The organism is Actinoplanes teichomyceticus ATCC 31121 (genome assembly GCF_003711105.1).
GTDB lineage: Bacteria > Actinomycetota > Actinomycetes > Mycobacteriales > Micromonosporaceae > Actinoplanes > Actinoplanes teichomyceticus.
The window spans coordinates 7,718,613-7,734,792 of record NZ_CP023865.1; the positions used below are offsets into that span (position 1 = coordinate 7,718,613).

Genomic DNA, 16,180 nt, shown 5'->3' on the forward strand with positions numbered 1-16,180 from the left:
CGAAAGAGATCGAACGCGGAAACGACGTGGACCGGCAAAACCGTCGCGCCCTTCGGGTGTACCCGTACGTGTTATCTCACTGTGCGGGAAGGAAGCCGTGAGCAGGGGCGATTTGGCCGCACTGGGTCCGTGAGCAGGCACTGAGGGTGAGAATGGACCGGTGGTTGGCCACCATTGTCGAGGCACGACCGGAATCTAGGGGTTTATGGTAAGGAGTGGTGTAGATCACTCTGCGAGGGTGGAGTGACCGGTGCGGCCGTGGCTTCGTACCGGACGGATCGTTACGCCGCGCTGATCGTTACGCCGCGCTCACCGCGCCGCCGTGGTGGCCGCTCCATGTGCGGCACATCCGCGCGCGCGGTAGGCAGCGGTCGTCGGCGACGGCAACCTCGCCGGTCTCCGCCGGGTGGGGCGTGCGGGCCTGCGCTCGCCACGGTGCGGCACCTCGACGACCTCCGCCCGTCGGGCACGCGGCAACCTAGCCGCCTCTCGCCCGCCAGGCATACCGCAGCCTCGCCCGCCGGGCATACGGCAATCTCGCCGCCTCTCGCCCGCCGGGCATACCGCAGCCTCGCCCGCCGGGCATACGGCACCCTCGCCGCCTCTCGCCCGCCGGGCATACCGCAGCCTCGCCCACCTTCGCGTGCCGGGCGACATGGCAACCTCGCCGGCCTGCGCTGGCGGGGGTGCGGCGGCTTCGCCGCCCCCCACTCTCGCCGGGTCAGCAGCCGCAGGCGCCGCCGCAGCAGCCTCCGCCCCCACCCGCCGAGGGGGCCGGGGCGGAGCCGCCGCGGCCGGTGACCGCGACTGTGGACAGCAGCTTGACGGTGTCGTCGTGGCCCTGCGGGCAGGCGGCCGGCTCGGTGGCCTCCCGCATCGGGCGGCTGACCTCGAAGGTGTCGCCGCAGGCGCGGCAGCGATAGTCATAACGGGGCATCCGACCAGCGTAGGACCCATGTCGCGAAGCCGGTAACCGGAGTTGTCCACAGGGCTTCGGCGACCTCCCCACCGGTGGGCACGGCCCGGTAGGGTCGAGCCCGTGGCGGAGGCACGGAAGATCCCAGCAGAGCGGCCGGAGTTGCGGGCGGCGGCGCCGCAGCGGGGCAGGCCGCTGGGCGGTTCCGGCGCGGCTGCCGCGGAGGAGGCCGGGAAGGGACCCACCACGCCCGCCGAGGGGCCCGGGAGGGGACCCACCACGCCCGGTAAGGGGCCCGGGGGCGAACCGACCACGCCCGGCAAGGAGCCCGGGAGCGAACCCACCACGCCCGGCAAGGGGGCGGGATCCGGCACGGCGGCCGAGACGGCCACTCCGGCTTCGGCCGCCGGCACGGACCGGGCCGGCGGGAACGAGCGCCCGGCCGCGCCGGAGCCGACCACGGCCGCGACACCGGCCACGCCCTCCGGAACGACCGGGAACCCCGGCGAGGACACCGCGGCAGGCAAGACCGCAGGCGCGGCGACACCGGCCGCGACCGGCACGACCGAGGAGTCCGGCAACAGCGCCCCGGCGGGCAAGAGCGCAGACGCCGCGACGCCCTCCCCAACCGGCACGACCGAAAACCTCGGCAACGGCGCCCCGGCGGACAAGACCGCGACATCGGCGGCGCCCTCCGGGACCGGCCCGGCCGGCGCCCCGGGCAGCGGCGCCCCGGGCGGCGGCGCCCCGGGCGGCGGCGCCGCGACGGGCGGGGCTACCGGAGCCGGCACGCCGGGTGGCGGCGGTGCGACGGCTGTCGCCGTCCCCGCACCGCCGGCCGGCCGCAGCGCGGTGCGGCGCTGGACCGGGTGGGCGGGCCGGGGCGGCCGGGCCGTGGCGGCCTGGGCGAAACGACCCAGTGGCCGGGTGATCCTGCCCAGCGTCGTGGTCGTCGTTCTGATCGGGCTCGCCGGCGCGGCCGGCATCTACCTGGTTCCCCGCGCCCTGGAGGCGGCACCCACCCCGAGCGCCACCCCGACCTTCGCAGCGGGCGCCGCCGCTCCGGCTCCTTCGGCGAGCGGCCCCTTCGGCCTGCCCACCGGCGGCTTCCCGGCAGCTCCGCCCGCCACCGCTGTCGTCCCCGGCGCCACCACGGTCGTCCCGGGCTACCCGGCCGCGCCGACCACCGCGTTCGGCGGGGTGCCACCGGCGACCACGGCCGGCGCTCCGGGCGCGGGCACCGGCAACCGGCCGGCGGACACCCTCGCCGCCTGGGCGCAGACGACCGGCACCAAGGTGGGGATCCCGGTGGTGGCGGTCCAGGCCTACGGGTATGCCGAGCTGGTCACCGCGCAGACCACGCCCAGCTGCCACCTGACCTGGACCACGCTGGCCGCGATCGGCAAGGTGGCATCCGGGCACGGCAGTTCGAACGGCGCGGTGCTCAACGTCGACGGAGCGGTCCGGCCGACGATCATCGGCCTGCCGCTGGACGGGCAGGGCGGGCGCCCGCTGGTCGTCGACACGGATCGCGGCACGCTGGACCTCGACCCCGGTTTCGACCGGGAGGTCGGGCCGATGAAGCTCATCCCGAGCACGTGGCAGGCGAGCTCGGTGGACGCCGACCGGAACGGCACCCCGGAGATCAACGACATCGACGACGCCGCGTTGGCCGCCGCCACCGCGCTCTGCAAGGGCGCCAACGGCGGTGTGCGTGACCTGTCGAAAGCCGACGCCTGGTGGGACGCGGTCCTCAACTACGGCGCGCTGCGGACGTCGGCGCAGAAGGTGTTCGAGGCCGCCAACGACTACGGCGCCCGCAGCCGCACCTGACCACACCGGGCGGAACGGCCGGGCCCCGCGCGGGCCCCGCCCGGGCCCTCGCGCGGACTCCGCCCGGCCCCCGCGCGGGCCCCGCCGGGACCGGGGATTCCGCGGGGCTCCACGCGCACTGCTCCCGGGACGGGACGTGCCGGGCGTCCACGACGCTCGGTGAGTGTACGCGTACTTTTGCGTGGCCAGCACTTCCCTGAAGGTCGGGTAAACGGCACGATGTACGAGTGAGGGTGCGTGAATGGGATCCCCGCTCCGCGTCCGCGGCCGAGATTCACTCGCTGGTGGCGACGCTGAACGCGGCGCTGGCGGCTGACCTCGCCGACGATCCACCCTGGCGCGACGTACAGGTCCGGGACTATCTCGCCGAGACGATGCCGGGCGAGCGCCGGATCAGCTGGGTCGTCGAGGACGACCGCCTCCCGGAGGGGGAGAGCGAGATCTACGCCATGGTCAGCATGCTGCTGCTGGGCGACATCGGCGTACTGGAGATCCTGGTCAAGCCGTCTCTGCGCCGCCGTGGGCTGGGGCGCCAGCTGCTCGCCGTGGCCGCGCGGCGGGCGTACCTGGAAGGCTTCTCCTCGATCGGGGTGGAGGCCATCGGCGGCACCCCGGCCATCGGCTTCTTCGAGGCGCTCGGCTTCGAGCGGGAGTATGTGGAGACCCGCAGTGTCCTGAGTCTGGACACCGTCGACTGGGCGTCGCTGGGCTCGATGGCCAGCGGCATCAGCAGCGGCTACCGGGTGGAGTACCATCCCGGCGGCCCGCCCGCCGAACTGCTGGAGGCCTACGCGCGGACCAAGGCCGAGGCGCAGACCGACGACGACGATCTCGACCTGCAGCCCCGCTCGTCCGACCCGGAGCGGCTCCGCGAATCACTGGAGACGCTGCACCGGCGCGGCTTGAAGCCGTACATCGTGCTGGCCATCCACGAGGCGACCGGCACGGTGGCCGGGCTGACCGAGGTGGTCGTGCCGGCGCAGCACCCGGAACGCGCCGACCAGTACGACACGATCGTGGTGCGGGAGCACCGCGGCTACGGCATCGACCGGGCGATCAAGGCGCGGATGCTGTTCGAGCTGCGCGCCGCCGAGCCCGGCCTGCGTGAGGTGCAGACCTGGAACGCCCAGCACAACGAGTCGATGCTGAAGGTCAACGCCGAGTTGGGCTACCAGTCCGACCGGGACTGGTTCGAGTACATCGCCGACGTAGCCCACCTGGTCCAGCGCCTCGAACCCTCCGACTGACCCGCCGGAGATACCGCACCCCGCCGCCCGGCCCAGTGGCCGCCGAACCGTTGGTGAGGCCCCGACCGGACCACCCGTGCCTACAGAGCCACGGCCTCAGGGGTGGATCCCACGAACCGCCGCCGGGCGGTTCGTGCGCGGAGCGAAGCGGAGCCAGGCCAGATCAGCCCGGCTCAGCGCACCATCCGAGCCGCCTCCACGGCCCAGTACGTCAGGATTATCTGCGCACCGGCCCGCTTGATCGACGTCAGCGACTCCATGATCACCCGTTCCCGGTCGATCCAGCCGTTCGCGGCGGCCGCCTCGACCATCGCGTACTCCCCGGAGACCTGGTAGGCGGCGACCGGGATGTCCACCCGGTCGCGGACCGCGGCGATCACGTCGAGGTACGGCAGCGCCGGCTTCACCATCACGATGTCCGCGCCCTCGGCCACGTCCAGGTCCACCTCGCGCAGCGCTTCCCGCAGGTTGGGCGGGTCCTGCTGGTACTGCCGGCGGTCGCCCTGCAGGGTCGACTCGACGGCTTCCCGGAACGGACCGTAGAACGCGCCCGCGTACTTCGCCGCGTAGGCGAGCACCGCGACGTCCTGGTGTCCGGCCCGGTCCAGCGCCTTGCGGATCACGCCGATCTGGCCGTCCATCATCCCGGACGGCCCGACCATGTGCGCCCCGGCGTCGGCCTGGGCGACCGCCATCTCGGCGTAGATCCGCAGGGTGGCGTCGTTGTCGACGGCGCCGTCCGGGGCCAGCACACCGCAGTGCCCGTGCGAGGTGAACTCGTCCAGGCAGAGGTCGCTCATCACCACGGTGGCGTCGCCGACCTCGGCGATCAGGTCGCGGATGCCGACGTTGAGGATGCCGTCCGGGTCGAGGCCGGCCGAGCCGGTCTCGTCCTTGCTGGCGTTCTCCGGCACGCCGAACAGCATCAGGCCGCCGATGCCGGCGCTGACCGCCTCGTGCGCGGCCTTGCGCAGCGATTCGCGGCTGTGCTGGACGACGCCGGGCAGGGAGCTGATCGGCCGCGGCTCGGTCAGCCCCTCCTTGAGGAAGAGCGGGAGGATCAGCTCGGCCGGGGCGAGGCGGGTCTCCTCGACGAGGCGGCGGATCGCCGGGGTGCGCCGCAGACGGCGCGGACGGATGTCGGGGAAGGACATCTCAGCTCCCTAGGGTGCGCCGGCCGGGCCGGCGCACCTGGCGAAGGAATGGATCAGCGGAATCGGAGGGCGGTCGGCCCCTGCACCTTGGAGCCGCGGCGCTGCTTGGCGGGCATCGCCGCCAGCTTCTCGCGCAGTTCGAGGGCGTACTCGGCGAGGGCCTCGACCAGGTCGGGGACCGAGGCGTTCTTCGGCTGGGTGTCCACCCGCAGGCCGAACTCGATCGCGGTCTCCGCGGTCTTCGGGCCGATCACCGCGACCACCGTGCGGGCGTGCGGCTTGCCGGCGATGCCGACCAGGTTGCGCACGGTCGAGGACGAGGTGAACAGCACCGCGTCGAAGCCGCCCGACTTGATCGCGTCGCGGATCTCGGCGGGCGGCGGAGCGGCCCGCACCGTCCGGTACGCGGTCACGTCGTCCACCTCCCAGCCGCGCTCGATCAGGCCGGCCGCGAGGGTCTCGGTGGCGATGTCGGCGCGCGGCAGCAGCACCCGGCCGACCGGGTCGAGGATCTCGTCGTGCGGCGAGAACTCGGCCAGCAGGCCCTCGCTGGACTGCTCACCGGCCGGGATCAGCTCGGGCTGGATGCCGAAGGCACGGACCGCCTCGGCGGTGGCCTCACCGATGCAGGCGATCTTCACGCCGCCGAAGTGGCGCGCGTCCAGGCCGTGCTCGGCGAACTTCTCCCAGACCGCGCGGACCGCGTTGACCGAGGTGAAGACGACCCAGGCGTACCGGCCGTCGACCAGGCCCTTGACCGCGCGCTCCATCTGCGCCGGGGTGCGCGGCGGCTCGACCGCGATGGTCGGCACCTCGCACGGGATGGCGCCGTACGCCCGCAGCCGCGCGCTCATCGCGCCGGCCTGCTCCTTGGTCCGCGGGACCAGCACCTTCCAGCCGTACAGCGGCCGGTTCTCCCACCAGCTGAGCGTGTCCCGCTCGGCGACCTCGGCGCCGACGGTGAGCACCACCCGGCCGGTGAAGCCGAGCGCGGCCGCGACGAAGCTGTCCACCGTCGAGGTGGTGGTGTACTGCGTCTCGCCGGTGCCGTCGCCGGTCACCCCGACCGGCACGCCCGGCTCGACGCCGGCGGCGAGCAGCCCGTCGCGGACCGCGGCCAGGTCGCCGGCGTCCACCGCGACCGCGAAGGAGCCCTTCTGGGCCGCGCCGGCGAGCGCGTCGAAGTCGAGCGTGGCGACGTCGTCGACGTCGGCGGCGATGCGGACGCCGGGCAGCGGCACACCCGCGTACGCGGCGACGCCCTCGGCCTGCCCGATGCCCGGGATCACCTCGAAGTGCACCGCGGTCCGCGCGACCGCCTGCACCTCCTTGACCACCGACTCGTGGCCGAACGGGTCGCCGGCGACCAGGTGCACGGCGGCGAGCCCGGACCTGGCCGCGGACAGCAGCACCTTGGCCACGTCGCCGGGGGCACCCTCGGCCGGGCTGAACTGGGCGTCCTCCTTGGCGTCCGCGCGCACCGCGGCGAGCAGCGACTCGGGTACGCCCCGGTCGTAGACCACCTGGTCGGCATCGGTCAGCGCGGTGTATGCGCGGCGGGTCAGCAGCTCCGGGTCGCCGGGTCCGGCGCCGATGAACGCGATGCGTCCGGCTGGCTTGCTGGCGGTGCGGGTGGTCATTCTGTGCTCCCCATCAGGGTATCGGCGCCGGCGTCGAGGAGGTCGGCGGCGAGTGCCTTGCCGATCTCCGCCGCGCCGGCGGGCGTTCCGGTGCGCGACAGTCGGATGGCTCGAACCCCATCCGGGCTGATCACCGCACCGCGCAGGTGAATCATCTCCTCGCCGCGCCCGTCCCCGGGGGTCGAGCCGGCATGCCCACCCCGGACGAGGCGGGCGTAAGCGGCGACCGGGGCGGCACACCCGGCCTCCAGCGTGGCCAGCAACGCCCGTTCCGCCACGACGGCGGCCCGGGTCGGTGCGTGGTCGAGCGCGGCCAGCGTCTCGACCAGGTCCGTGTCGTCGGCCCGGCACTCGACCGCCAGCGCGCCCTGGGCCGGGGCGGGCAGCATGAGCATCGGGTCCAGCGTGTCGGTGATCTCGACGGCTCGGCCGAGGCGTGCCACACCGGCCCGGGCGAGGACGACCGCGTCGAGGTCGGCCTCGGGCCCGAGAACCCGTGCGATACGCGTGTCCACGTTCCCCCGAATCGGCGTGACCTGCAACTCCAGGCCGAGAGCCCGCAGCTGGGCGATCCGCCGGACCGCCCCGGTGCCGATCACCGCGCCGGGCGGCAGGTCGGCGAGGGTACGCCCGTCCCGGGCCACCAGCGCGTCGCGCGGGTCCTCCCGGCGGGGCACGGCGGCGATGTGCAGGCTCGGGTGCGCACCGGTGGGCAGGTCCTTGTACGAGTGGACGGCGAAGTCGATCCGGCCGTCCAGCAGCGCGTCACGCAGCGCGGAGACGAACACCCCGACGCCGAGCTGGGCCACCGGCGCGGACGAGGTGTCCCCGGGCGTGACGATGCGGACCAGCTCGACGGCACGGCCGGTGGCCGCGGTCAGCTCGTCGGCGACCATCTGCGACTGGGTGAGCGCGAGCGCGCTCCCCCGGGTGCCGAGACGCAGCGGTGCGGTGGTCACGCTTTCCCTCCGATCTCGGGTACCGCGTCAGCGTGGGTGGCGAGGGGCACGTCCAGGTCGAACAGCTGGCGGAGCAGGGCGGCGTACTGATCCCCGCCGGGCTCGGCGGCGAGCTGCCGCACCCGCACCGTCGGCGAGTGCAGGATCTGCTGGACGACCCGGTGCAGGGTACGGGAAACGTCGGCCCGTTGCTCCTGCGTGAATTCCGGGCGGCGGCCGAGCAGCTTGCGCATCTCGGCGGAGACCACCTCTTCGGCTCGGGTGCGCAGGGCGGCCACGGTCGGGGCGATCTCGGCGCCGCGCATCCAGCCGAGGAAGTTGTCCACCTCGCCGGCGACGATCTGCTCGACCGCGGCGGTCTCCGCGGCGGCGGGCAGCGCGCGGCGGCCGGCGGCGAGCCCGTCGATGTCGACCACGGCGAGGCCGGGCAGCTTCGCCGCGTCCGCGGCGACGTCGCGGGGCACCGCCAGGTCGAGCACCACCAGCGGCTCGGCGCCGGTGCGGGCGGCCAGCGCCGCGGACAGCCGCTCCCGGGTGAGCACCGGCGTGGTGGACGCGGTGGCGCTGACCACGATGTCCACCTCGCGGAGCGCCCGGGTCAGGTCGGCGAAGGGCACCGCGACGGCGCCGTACGCCTCGGCCAGCCGGTCCGCCCGCTCCGCGCTGCGGTTGGTGATCCGCAGCGGGCCGACACCGGTCCGGGTGAGCGTGGCAACCGACAGCGCGCCCATCGCGCCGGCCCCGATGACCAGGGCGGGCCGCCCGGTCAGGTCCCCGCCGAGATGGTCGGCGGCGACCTCCAGGGCGGCGGTGACGACGCTCTGGCCGGCCTTGTCGATGCCGGTCTCGGCGTGCGCCCGTTTGCCGACCCGCAGCGCCTGCTGCATCAGCTCGTGCAGCAGCCGGCCGGCCGAGTCGCTCTCGGTGGCCGCGTGGTACGCGTCGCGCAGCTGGCCGAGGATCTGCGCCTCGCCGACCACCATCGAGTCGAGGCCGGAGGAGACCCGGAACGAGTGCCGGACCGCGGCCTCGCCGTAGTGCACGTAGAGATGGCCGGCGAGGTCGCTGGCCGGGATGCCGGAGTGCTGGGACAGCACGTTGCAGATGTCGCTGAGACCGCCGTGGAACCCGTTGACCGCGGCGTACACCTCGACGCGGTTGCAGGTCGAGACCACGACGGCCTCGCTCACGTACGGCTGCGCGAGGAGCTTCTGAAGAATCTCCGGGACCTCGGCCTCGGGGATGCTGAGCCGCTCCAGTACGGCGACGTCGGCGGTGCGGTAGGACGCACCGATGCTGAGCAGATTCACGACCCGACTGCCTCCTGGTCACCCGCGGCGTCGTGGGGGCCGCCGGGAAGGGCGGTCAGCGACGCCTTGCGGTGTTCGTGGAACGAGAGGATCTGCAACTCGATGGCCAGATCCACCTTGCGCACATCGACGTTCGGCGGCACCGACAGCACGCATGGCGCGAAGTTCAGGATGCTCGTCACACCGGCGGCGACGAGCAGGTCGGCGACCGGTTGAGCGGAGGCGGGCGGGGTGGCGATGACGCCGATCGCGATCGACTCCTCGGCGGCGACCCGTTCCAGCTCGTCGATGTGCCGGACGGTCAGCCCGTTGATCACCTCGCCGACCTTCTTGCGGTCGGCGTCGAAGAGCGCGACGACGCGGAAGCCGCGGCTGGCGAATCCGGCGTAGCCGGCCAGCGCGTGTCCGAGGTTGCCGACTCCGACCAGGCAGACCGCGCGGTTCTTGTCCAGGCCGAGGATGTACTCGATCTGGTCGACGAGCAGGGCGACGTCGTAACCGACGCCGCGGGTGCCGTACGACCCGAGGTGGGAGAGGTCCTTGCGGAGTTTCGCCGAGTTGACCCCGGCCGCGGCGGCCAGGCCCTCGCTGGATACCGTTTCGGCGCCGGCCTCGGCAAGGTGGTGCAGGGCGCGCAGGTATTCGGGCAGCCGCGCGATGGTCGCCTCCGGGAGGTCCGGGAAGGCCGGGACGCCACCGGCCTCGCCGGGCGTGCTTCCGTGACGCTGCTGACTCATCTGACTCCGTGCCGACGAGGCGAACCTGCGGTGAGCCCGATCTGTGCGATACCGGTGAAACCCTCGTGGGGCGGCTGTGGTAGCGGGGCTCGTCGGAGTCACAGAGTAGGCGCTTGTGAAGGCGTGCACAAATCGCGATCTTGTCGGGACAATTGGACAAGATCGACCCGACTGTGTTAGTCGAGTCGACCCGTCGAGTATTACCGTTCCGACCCCGCCAGGGCCACCTGACTCAGAGTGACATGGCCATCTTTACCGCTTCGACGAGCGAGTCGGCGACCGGACGGCCCGATTCACGCAGTCGGACAGGGTCGGTGAAGCCGCCGGTGTAGAGCACCGCGGCGGCGCCCACCGAGTCGGCCGCGTAGGCGTCGTCCAGCGAGTCGCCGATCAGCACCACGTCGCCGCCGGCCAGGCCCAGGCCGGCCAGATGACCGGCCAGGTGCCCGGCCTTCAGACCGCCGCCCACCTCGGTGCGCCGGCCGTCGATCCGGCTGAAGACCCCGGTCAGCCCGTACGTCTCCACGGCCGGCACCAGCTCGTCGTGGAACCACATGGACAGCAGCGACTGCGTTCCCGGCCACAGTCGGATCGCGGCCATCGCGTCGGCCGCGAGGCTGATGTCGGTCAGGCCGAGCCGGTACGCGTCGTGGAAGATCCGGTCCAGCCGGCCGAACTCCTCCTCGTCCACCGCGCGGCCCAGCATCTCGGCGTAGAACTCGGCGACCGGGCGCCGGAAGGCGCGCCGGTGCTCGTCGGCGCCGACGGCGCGCGCCCCGACGGCGGCGAACGCCTCGTTGGTCGACGACACGACCAGGTGCAGATCGTCGAGCAGGGTTCCGTTCCAGTCCCAGACCAGGTGCTCAGCTGTCACGAGGGCAAAATTACAGGTGCGGCTCGCCCGGCTGTCGAGCCAGATCCCGCAGCAGCCGGGCCTCCTCGATCCGCCAGTAACCGTGCTCCTTGCCGTCCAGCAGGACCACCGGCACCCGGTCGCCGTAGTCGCGCTCCAGCTCGATCGACGAGTCGACGTCCACCCGGGTCCAGTCGCCGGGGGCGATCCGGTCCAGCGTCTGCTCGGCGACCTCGCACAGGTGGCAGCCGGTCCGGCTGATCAGGGTGAGACGGGTCATTCCAGCTCCCTCTTGCGGATCTTGCCGCTCGGCGACCGCGGCAACGACGTGACCAGTTCGATGGTCGGCAGCTTGAACCGGGCCAGCCGGGCCGCGCAGTGCACCTGCAGCTCGGTCACCGTCGGGGCCGGGTCGCCGGCGGCCACCACGTAGGCGTGCGGGCGCTGCCCGGTCTCCGGGTCCGGCCGGGCGACCACGGCCGATTCGGCGACCCGTGGATGCGCGTCCAGCACCCGTTCGATCTCGGCCGGGTACACGTTGAAGCCGTTCACCAGGATCAGCTCGCCGATCCGGTCGACGAGGATCAGGTCGCCGTCGCCGTCCGCGTAGGCGATGTCGCCGGTGGGCCACCAGCCGTCCGGCCCGGGCCCGCCGCGCCCGTCCGGCCAGTACCCGGCGAACAGGTTGGGGCCGCGCACCACGATCTCGCCCGGGTCGGTGCCGGCCGAGACGGCCGGCGCGAGGTCCAGCTCGGCGAGATCCTCCTCCGGCGACGCGCTGCCGTCCCGCCAGAGATCAACCCCGTTCCGGGTACGCAGGCGCAGCTCGACGCCGGGCAGCGGGCGGCCGATCGAGCCGGTCTTGTCCCGGTCGCTGACCGCGGTGGTGGTCAGCACCGGGGCGCACTCGGTCAGGCCGTACCCGATCAGGACGGGCTTGCCGGTGGCGGCCCGGTAGCGCGCCGCGGTCGCCCGGTCCAGCGGCGCCGCGCCGCACACCGCGGTCCGCACGCCGCGCAGCGCCTCGGCCGCGTCCGGCAGCCGGGACCAGGCCTGGTACATCCCGGGGACGCCGACCACGACGGTCACCCCGCGGTCCTCGATCAGGCGCAGCGCGTCCGCCGGGTCGAACCGGTCGACCAGCACGCCGGTGGCCGCGTGGCGCACCACGCTGCCCAGCCCGGTGTTCAGCCCGTAGGCGTGGAAGAACGGCACCGCGAGCAGCACCACGTCGTCCGGGCCGACCACCGGCGGCTCGATCCGGTCCAGCTGGTCGTGGTTGGCCGCCAGCGCGGCGTGGGTGAGCATGGCGGCCCGGGGCCGCCCGCTGGTTCCTGAGGTGTACAGCAGCACGGCGAGATCGCGGGCGGCGACCGCCGGCAGGCTCGCCTGGGCCGCGCCGTCGAGCCCCGGACCGACGCAGGACTCCGTCAGGCCCAGCCGCGACCGGTCGGCCTGTCCGATGACGATCAGCGCGCACCCGGCGTCGGTGATCGCGTGACGCACCTCGTCGGCGGTGTAGCCGGGGTTGATCGGCACCGCGACCCGGCCGGCCCGCAGGGTGCCGAACCAGGCCGTCACGAAGTCCACGGTATTGCCGAGCACGGATGCGACGCGATCTCCGGGCGCCGTCCGCGCGGCCAGGAAACGGGCTGCCCGGTTGACCTTCGCATCCAGCTGCGCCCAGGTCAGGACGGTGTCCCCGGCGATCAGGGCCGGGGCGTGCGGGCGCCGGGCAGCGGCCTGCGCGACCGGATCGCGGGCGGGTTCCTCCACGACCGCCGAGTCTGGCACAAACCCCGCCGCGGCGGGGCAACGGACAGGCCGTCCGTTGCGGCGTGTGCCGTTTCGTCCCATGGTGGTTCTGCTACCGGATGCCGATTTCGGGCGGATTAGTGGCTTTGTGCGCAGCGCACATGGTGTGCGACCCCCCGTGTCCGAAGTCGGCGATACTTCCGGTCTGTGTAACGGACTCCACACGAACGGGTGAGGTCACCGGCGATTTCCGCGGGTTGCCCCACCCCTTTTGTATGCGAGTGACCACCCTCATCCCGAGGAGGCCGCTGTGCCACACAAAGGACGGAAACGCCGCGAATCCCTGTCTGGCGGGACGGATTCGCGGTCGCCGCAGGCCCGCCGGGTTGAGGAGGCGCAGTGACTCATGTGTACGCCGGGGACCCGTACCACCGCGACGTCCTCGCCGGGCGCCATGCCCTCACCGACGGCCTGAACGCCATCCGCGAGTCGGTGGACGGAATGATCACCAACGCGATCCGCGGCGACAGCCCGAGGCGCACCGGCAACCGCCGCTCGCTGAACAACTCACCGTCCGTGCCGCCCCCCGGCGGCAACGGCAAGTTCGGCGGCAACCGGCTCGGCACGCCGCGCCCGCCGTCCCAGCCGACCGCGGGGCAGCGCTCCAACATCGGCGAGCCGGAGACCACCGGCGGCGAGCACACGGTCGTGCTGCCCACGCAGAGCAAGACCGGCCCGCCCACCGAGACCGAGCCGCCCCGGCAACCGGCCCGTCCGGACCCCGGCGACGCCGCCGCCGAGGTGTGGGCGCTGGTGGAACGCGCCCAGGCCGGCGAGGCCGAGGCGTTCGGGCTGATCTACGACCGGTACGTGGACACGGTCTTCCGGTTCGTCTACTTCCGGGTCGGCAACCGGCAACTGGCCGAGGATCTCACCTCGGACACCTTCCTGCGCGCCCTCAAGCGCATCGGCAGCTTCACCTGGCAGGGCCGGGACCTGGGCGCCTGGCTGGTCACCATCGCCCGGAACCTGGTCGCCGACCACTTCAAGTCCGGCCGCTACCGCTTGGAGGTGACCACCGGCGACGTGCTCGACGCCGACCGCGAGGACCGTGGTCCCGAGGGCAGCCCGGAGTCCGCGGTGGTCGACCACATCACCAACGTCGCGCTGCTCACCGCGGTCAAGCAACTCAACCCGGAGCAGCAGGAGTGCATCGTGCTGCGGTTCCTGCAGGGCTTCTCGGTGGCCGAGACGGCACAGACCATGGGCAAGAACGAGGGCGCGATCAAAGCGCTGCAGTACCGCGCCGTACGGGCGCTGAACCGGCTCCTGCCGGAAGGGTTCCAGTCTTGAGTCCGCGCCCCGGGATGTCGGTCCCCGATACCCGATGGTCCGCTTCCGCACCCGTAACCGGACCCGCGTGTCGCGCGTTTGTCCGGATGCGACCCGTGGCGGCCACCCGCGGCCCGGTCGCCGACGCCGGCATACGGGCCGGCGGGACACTCACGAGCGAGGGGAGGTGCCCACGGTGAAGTTCCCTTTTCCGAACTCCCGGAGCGCCGAGCGCTTCGCGGAGCAGGTCGACGATCCCGATGGCGCCGGTCGGCACCAGGCCCGCGGCGAGGCCGCTGACGAGCTGACCGAGCTGCTGGCGCTCAGCCACCGCCTGGCCGCCACCCGGCCCGCCGCCCACGTCGACGCCGAGTTCCGCGTCGGCCTGCGCGCCATGCTGGTGGCCACCGCCGAACGGGACGGCATCGGCCGGACCGCCGTCGAGGCCGATCCCGAGCCGGTCGCCGAGCTTCCCGACCACGGGCGCCGCGCCATCTTCGGCCGCCGCATCCGCACCCGGGGCGCGATCGTGCTGGGCGTGGCCGCCGGGGCGATGGCCGTCTCCGGCATCTCCGCGGCCAGCGAGAGCGCGTCGCCCGGCGACGCCCTGTACGGCGTGAAGCGCTCCACCGAGCGCGCCCAGCTGGCCATCGCCGGTTCGGACGCCAGCCGCGGGCAGCTGTCGCTGGACTTCGCCCGCAACCGGCTGACCGAGGCGACCACGATGACCGGGAACGCGCGGGCGTTCCGGGACGTGCTGGACGACATGGACGCGGACACCCGCAAGGGCGTCCGGCTGATCACCACCTCGGCGGTGTCGCGCAAGGACGCCAGGCAACTCACCACGCTGGACACGTTCGTCGCCGAGCAGCGGGCGACGTTCCAGCCGGCGCTGGAACGGCTCACCTCGGTCAATCGCGAGCGCGCGATGACCTCGCTGGGCCTGCTGACCGACGTGGCACAGCGGACCGAGCAGCTGCGCATCGGCCTGGACTGCGAGCGGGTCGTGCCGGCCGGCTCCGACGTGCTGGGCCCGCGGCTGCGCGACTGCGGGGACGGCGAGCCCACCGACAAGACACCGCCGACGGCGACGCACTCCGGTGGCGACCGGTCGACCACCCGGCAGCACGGCCAGACCACCACGCCGAGCAGGCCGGCCCGCACCAGTCCCGCGACCGCCGAGCCCACCGCCACCACGGACGCGGTCGTGCCCGGCAAGGACACCACGAAGGCCTCGGTCAGCCCGACGCCGGCCGACCGCGCCAGCAGCCCGGCCCCGGCGATCGCACCGACCGACGTGCAGGACGAGTCGTCGCCGGAGAACGACGGCGGTCTGGGCCGGTTGCTGGACGACCTGTTCTAGGAGCGCCTTCCGCAGCGCACGGCGAGGGGCGGTGCCGGATCGGTCCGGGGCCGCCCCTCAGTCGTCACTGGACGGTCCGGTACGGGGCCGGTCACCGTGCGAACGGATCCGGACGCTTCTGCAACAGCTCGTGGAGAGTGGCCTGAATCGTCTCCCGGACCTGGTCGGCCAGGTTGTAGACGACCAGCGGGTCGTCCGCGTACTCGGTGAGGTGCGCGGTCGGGATCGGCGGGCAGAACTGGATCAGCCACTTGCTGGGCAGCGGGACCAGGCCCAGCGGCCCCAGCCACGGGAAGGTCGGCGTGACCGGGAAGTACGGCACCCCGAGCAGCCGGGCCAGCGGCTTCAGGTCGGCCAGGATCGGGTAGATCTCCTCGGCGCCGACGATGGCGACCGGGATGATCGGCGTACCGGTGCGCAGCGCCGCCGAGACGAACCCGCCGCGGCCGAAGCGCTGCAGCTTGTACCGCTCGGAGAACTTCTTGCCGATGCCCTTGAAGCCCTCCGGGAACACACCGACCAGTTGGCCGCCGGTCATCAGCCGCTCGGCGTCCGGGTTGCAGGCCACCGTGGCGCCGGCCGCGCGCGCCAGCTCGCTCACGCCGGGCATCCGGAAGACCAGGTCCGCGCCGAGCAGCCGCAGGTGCCGCCGGCGCGGGTGGTTGTCGTGCAGCGCCACGGTCAGCATCAGGGCGTCCAGCGCCAGCGTCCCGGAGTGGTTCCCGACCACCAGACCGCCGCCGTCGGCCGGGACGTTCTCGATGCCGAACACCTCGGTGCGGAACCAGTCGCGGTAGAGCACCCGCAGCATCGGGTGGAACACCGACTCGGTCAGCTCCGCGTCGAAGCCGAACTCGTCCACGTCGTACGCCCCGGCGAGCCGGCGTCGCAGGAAGGCCAGGCCGCGGGCGATCCGGCGGTCCCACACGTCCGGCTCACCCGGCGGTGCCGGGCGCTCGGCGGCCGGCTTCTGCGGGATCGGGCGACGGCCGTTCAGCTTCCTCGGCTCGGGCGGCTCGGGCAGCCGGAAGTCGGCGTGCCCGGGGAGCATGTCACGGTACTCGTCCTGGCTCACCAGCGA

14 protein-coding genes are annotated in these 16,180 nt (G+C 73.3%); 4 read left to right on the forward strand and 10 right to left on the reverse strand.

The genetic code is table 11. From position 1 onward, the window contains the following. Nucleotides 1–721 precede the first annotated feature (721 nt). Nucleotides 722–937 carry an FmdB family zinc ribbon protein gene (locus ACTEI_RS33950; protein WP_122981372.1) on the reverse strand — a complete coding sequence of 72 codons (216 nt, stop codon included), beginning with the start codon at nucleotides 935–937 and terminating at the stop codon, nucleotides 722–724. A gap of 102 nt (nucleotides 938–1,039) precedes the next feature. Between ACTEI_RS33950 and ACTEI_RS33955 the strand changes: the two genes are divergently transcribed. Both ACTEI_RS33955 and ACTEI_RS33960 read left to right on the forward strand, forming a co-directional pair. Further along, on the forward strand, nucleotides 1,040–2,749 hold the full coding sequence (locus tag ACTEI_RS33955; RefSeq protein WP_145830763.1) for a lysozyme family protein: 1,710 nt from the start codon (nucleotides 1,040–1,042) through the stop codon (nucleotides 2,747–2,749). A 227-nt stretch (nucleotides 2,750–2,976) separates the two neighbouring features. Continuing rightward, nucleotides 2,977–3,996 carry a GNAT family N-acetyltransferase gene (locus ACTEI_RS33960; protein WP_122981374.1) on the forward strand — a complete coding sequence of 340 codons (1,020 nt, stop codon included), beginning with the start codon at nucleotides 2,977–2,979 and terminating at the stop codon, nucleotides 3,994–3,996. 173 nt (nucleotides 3,997–4,169) lie between these two features. Here ACTEI_RS33960 and hemB read toward each other — a convergent pair whose 3' ends face one another. The 8 genes from hemB to ACTEI_RS34000 all read right to left on the reverse strand — a co-directional run bounded on the left by hemB (nucleotide 4,170) and on the right by ACTEI_RS34000 (nucleotide 12,425). Continuing rightward, nucleotides 4,170–5,150, reverse strand: coding sequence for a porphobilinogen synthase (gene hemB, locus ACTEI_RS33965; RefSeq protein WP_122981375.1), 981 nt, complete (start codon nucleotides 5,148–5,150; stop codon nucleotides 4,170–4,172). A gap of 53 nt (nucleotides 5,151–5,203) precedes the next feature. Then, nucleotides 5,204–6,790, reverse strand: coding sequence for a bifunctional uroporphyrinogen-III C-methyltransferase/uroporphyrinogen-III synthase (locus ACTEI_RS33970; protein ID WP_122981376.1), 1,587 nt, complete (start codon nucleotides 6,788–6,790; stop codon nucleotides 5,204–5,206). Next, nucleotides 6,787–7,686, reverse strand: coding sequence for a hydroxymethylbilane synthase (gene hemC / locus ACTEI_RS33975; RefSeq protein ID WP_239082158.1), 900 nt, complete (start codon nucleotides 7,684–7,686; stop codon nucleotides 6,787–6,789). The genes ACTEI_RS33970 and hemC overlap by 4 nt, the downstream gene beginning before the upstream one ends. Nucleotides 7,687–7,745: 59 nt before the next feature. Further along, on the reverse strand, nucleotides 7,746–9,059 hold the full coding sequence (locus ACTEI_RS33980; RefSeq protein ID WP_122981378.1) for a glutamyl-tRNA reductase: 1,314 nt from the start codon (nucleotides 9,057–9,059) through the stop codon (nucleotides 7,746–7,748). Then, complete coding sequence (locus ACTEI_RS33985; RefSeq protein ID WP_122981379.1) at nucleotides 9,056–9,796, reverse strand: redox-sensing transcriptional repressor Rex; 741 nt, start codon at nucleotides 9,794–9,796, stop codon at nucleotides 9,056–9,058. Before ACTEI_RS33985 ends, ACTEI_RS33980 begins: the two co-directional genes overlap by 4 nt. Nucleotides 9,797–10,028: 232 nt before the next feature. Then, on the reverse strand, nucleotides 10,029–10,670 hold the full coding sequence (locus tag ACTEI_RS33990; protein ID WP_122981380.1) for an HAD family hydrolase: 642 nt from the start codon (nucleotides 10,668–10,670) through the stop codon (nucleotides 10,029–10,031). 10 nt (nucleotides 10,671–10,680) lie between these two features. Beyond that, nucleotides 10,681–10,929 carry a glutaredoxin family protein gene (locus ACTEI_RS33995; RefSeq protein ID WP_122981381.1) on the reverse strand — a complete coding sequence of 83 codons (249 nt, stop codon included), beginning with the start codon at nucleotides 10,927–10,929 and terminating at the stop codon, nucleotides 10,681–10,683. Next, nucleotides 10,926–12,425 (reverse strand): AMP-binding protein, encoded by a 1,500-nt coding sequence (locus ACTEI_RS34000; RefSeq protein WP_239082156.1) that lies wholly within the window; start codon nucleotides 12,423–12,425, stop codon nucleotides 10,926–10,928. The genes ACTEI_RS33995 and ACTEI_RS34000 overlap by 4 nt, the downstream gene beginning before the upstream one ends. A gap of 480 nt (nucleotides 12,426–12,905) precedes the next feature. On the opposite strand from ACTEI_RS34000, the gene ACTEI_RS34005 reads away from it, so the two are divergent. Together ACTEI_RS34005 and ACTEI_RS34010 are read left to right on the forward strand one after the other, a co-directional pair. Beyond that, entirely contained in the window at nucleotides 12,906–13,757 is an 852-nt protein-coding gene (locus ACTEI_RS34005; RefSeq protein ID WP_372443197.1) for an ECF subfamily RNA polymerase sigma factor, BldN family, read from the forward strand. A 175-nt stretch (nucleotides 13,758–13,932) separates the two neighbouring features. Next, nucleotides 13,933–15,099 carry a DUF5667 domain-containing protein gene (locus ACTEI_RS34010; RefSeq protein WP_122982587.1) on the forward strand — a complete coding sequence of 389 codons (1,167 nt, stop codon included), beginning with the start codon at nucleotides 13,933–13,935 and terminating at the stop codon, nucleotides 15,097–15,099. Nucleotides 15,100–15,190: 91 nt separating this feature from the next. Here the strand turns inward: ACTEI_RS34010 and ACTEI_RS34015 are convergent, their stop codons facing one another. Continuing rightward, nucleotides 15,191–16,174, reverse strand: coding sequence for a lysophospholipid acyltransferase family protein (locus ACTEI_RS34015; protein ID WP_122981384.1), 984 nt, complete (start codon nucleotides 16,172–16,174; stop codon nucleotides 15,191–15,193). Between the last annotated feature and the right edge of the window lie 6 nt (nucleotides 16,175–16,180).

Bases quoted from the DNA above. Each gene is read 5' to 3' on its own strand.
- hemB (WP_122981375.1), bottom strand. From the start codon at position 5,150: ATGTCCTTCCCCGACATCCGTCCGCGCCGTCTGCGGCGCACCCCGGCG.
- hemC (WP_239082158.1), bottom strand. From the start codon at position 7,686: ATGGTCGCCGACGAGCTGACCGCGGCCACCGGCCGTGCCGTCGAGCTG.
- ACTEI_RS33970 (WP_122981376.1), bottom strand. From the start codon at position 6,790: ATGACCACCCGCACCGCCAGCAAGCCAGCCGGACGCATCGCGTTCATC.
- ACTEI_RS33950 (WP_122981372.1), bottom strand. From the start codon at position 937: ATGCCCCGTTATGACTATCGCTGCCGCGCCTGCGGCGACACCTTCGAG.
- ACTEI_RS33985 (WP_122981379.1), bottom strand. From the start codon at position 9,796: ATGAGTCAGCAGCGTCACGGAAGCACGCCCGGCGAGGCCGGTGGCGTC.
- ACTEI_RS34005 (WP_372443197.1), top strand. From the start codon at position 12,906: ATGATCACCAACGCGATCCGCGGCGACAGCCCGAGGCGCACCGGCAAC.
- ACTEI_RS33995 (WP_122981381.1), bottom strand. From the start codon at position 10,929: ATGACCCGTCTCACCCTGATCAGCCGGACCGGCTGCCACCTGTGCGAG.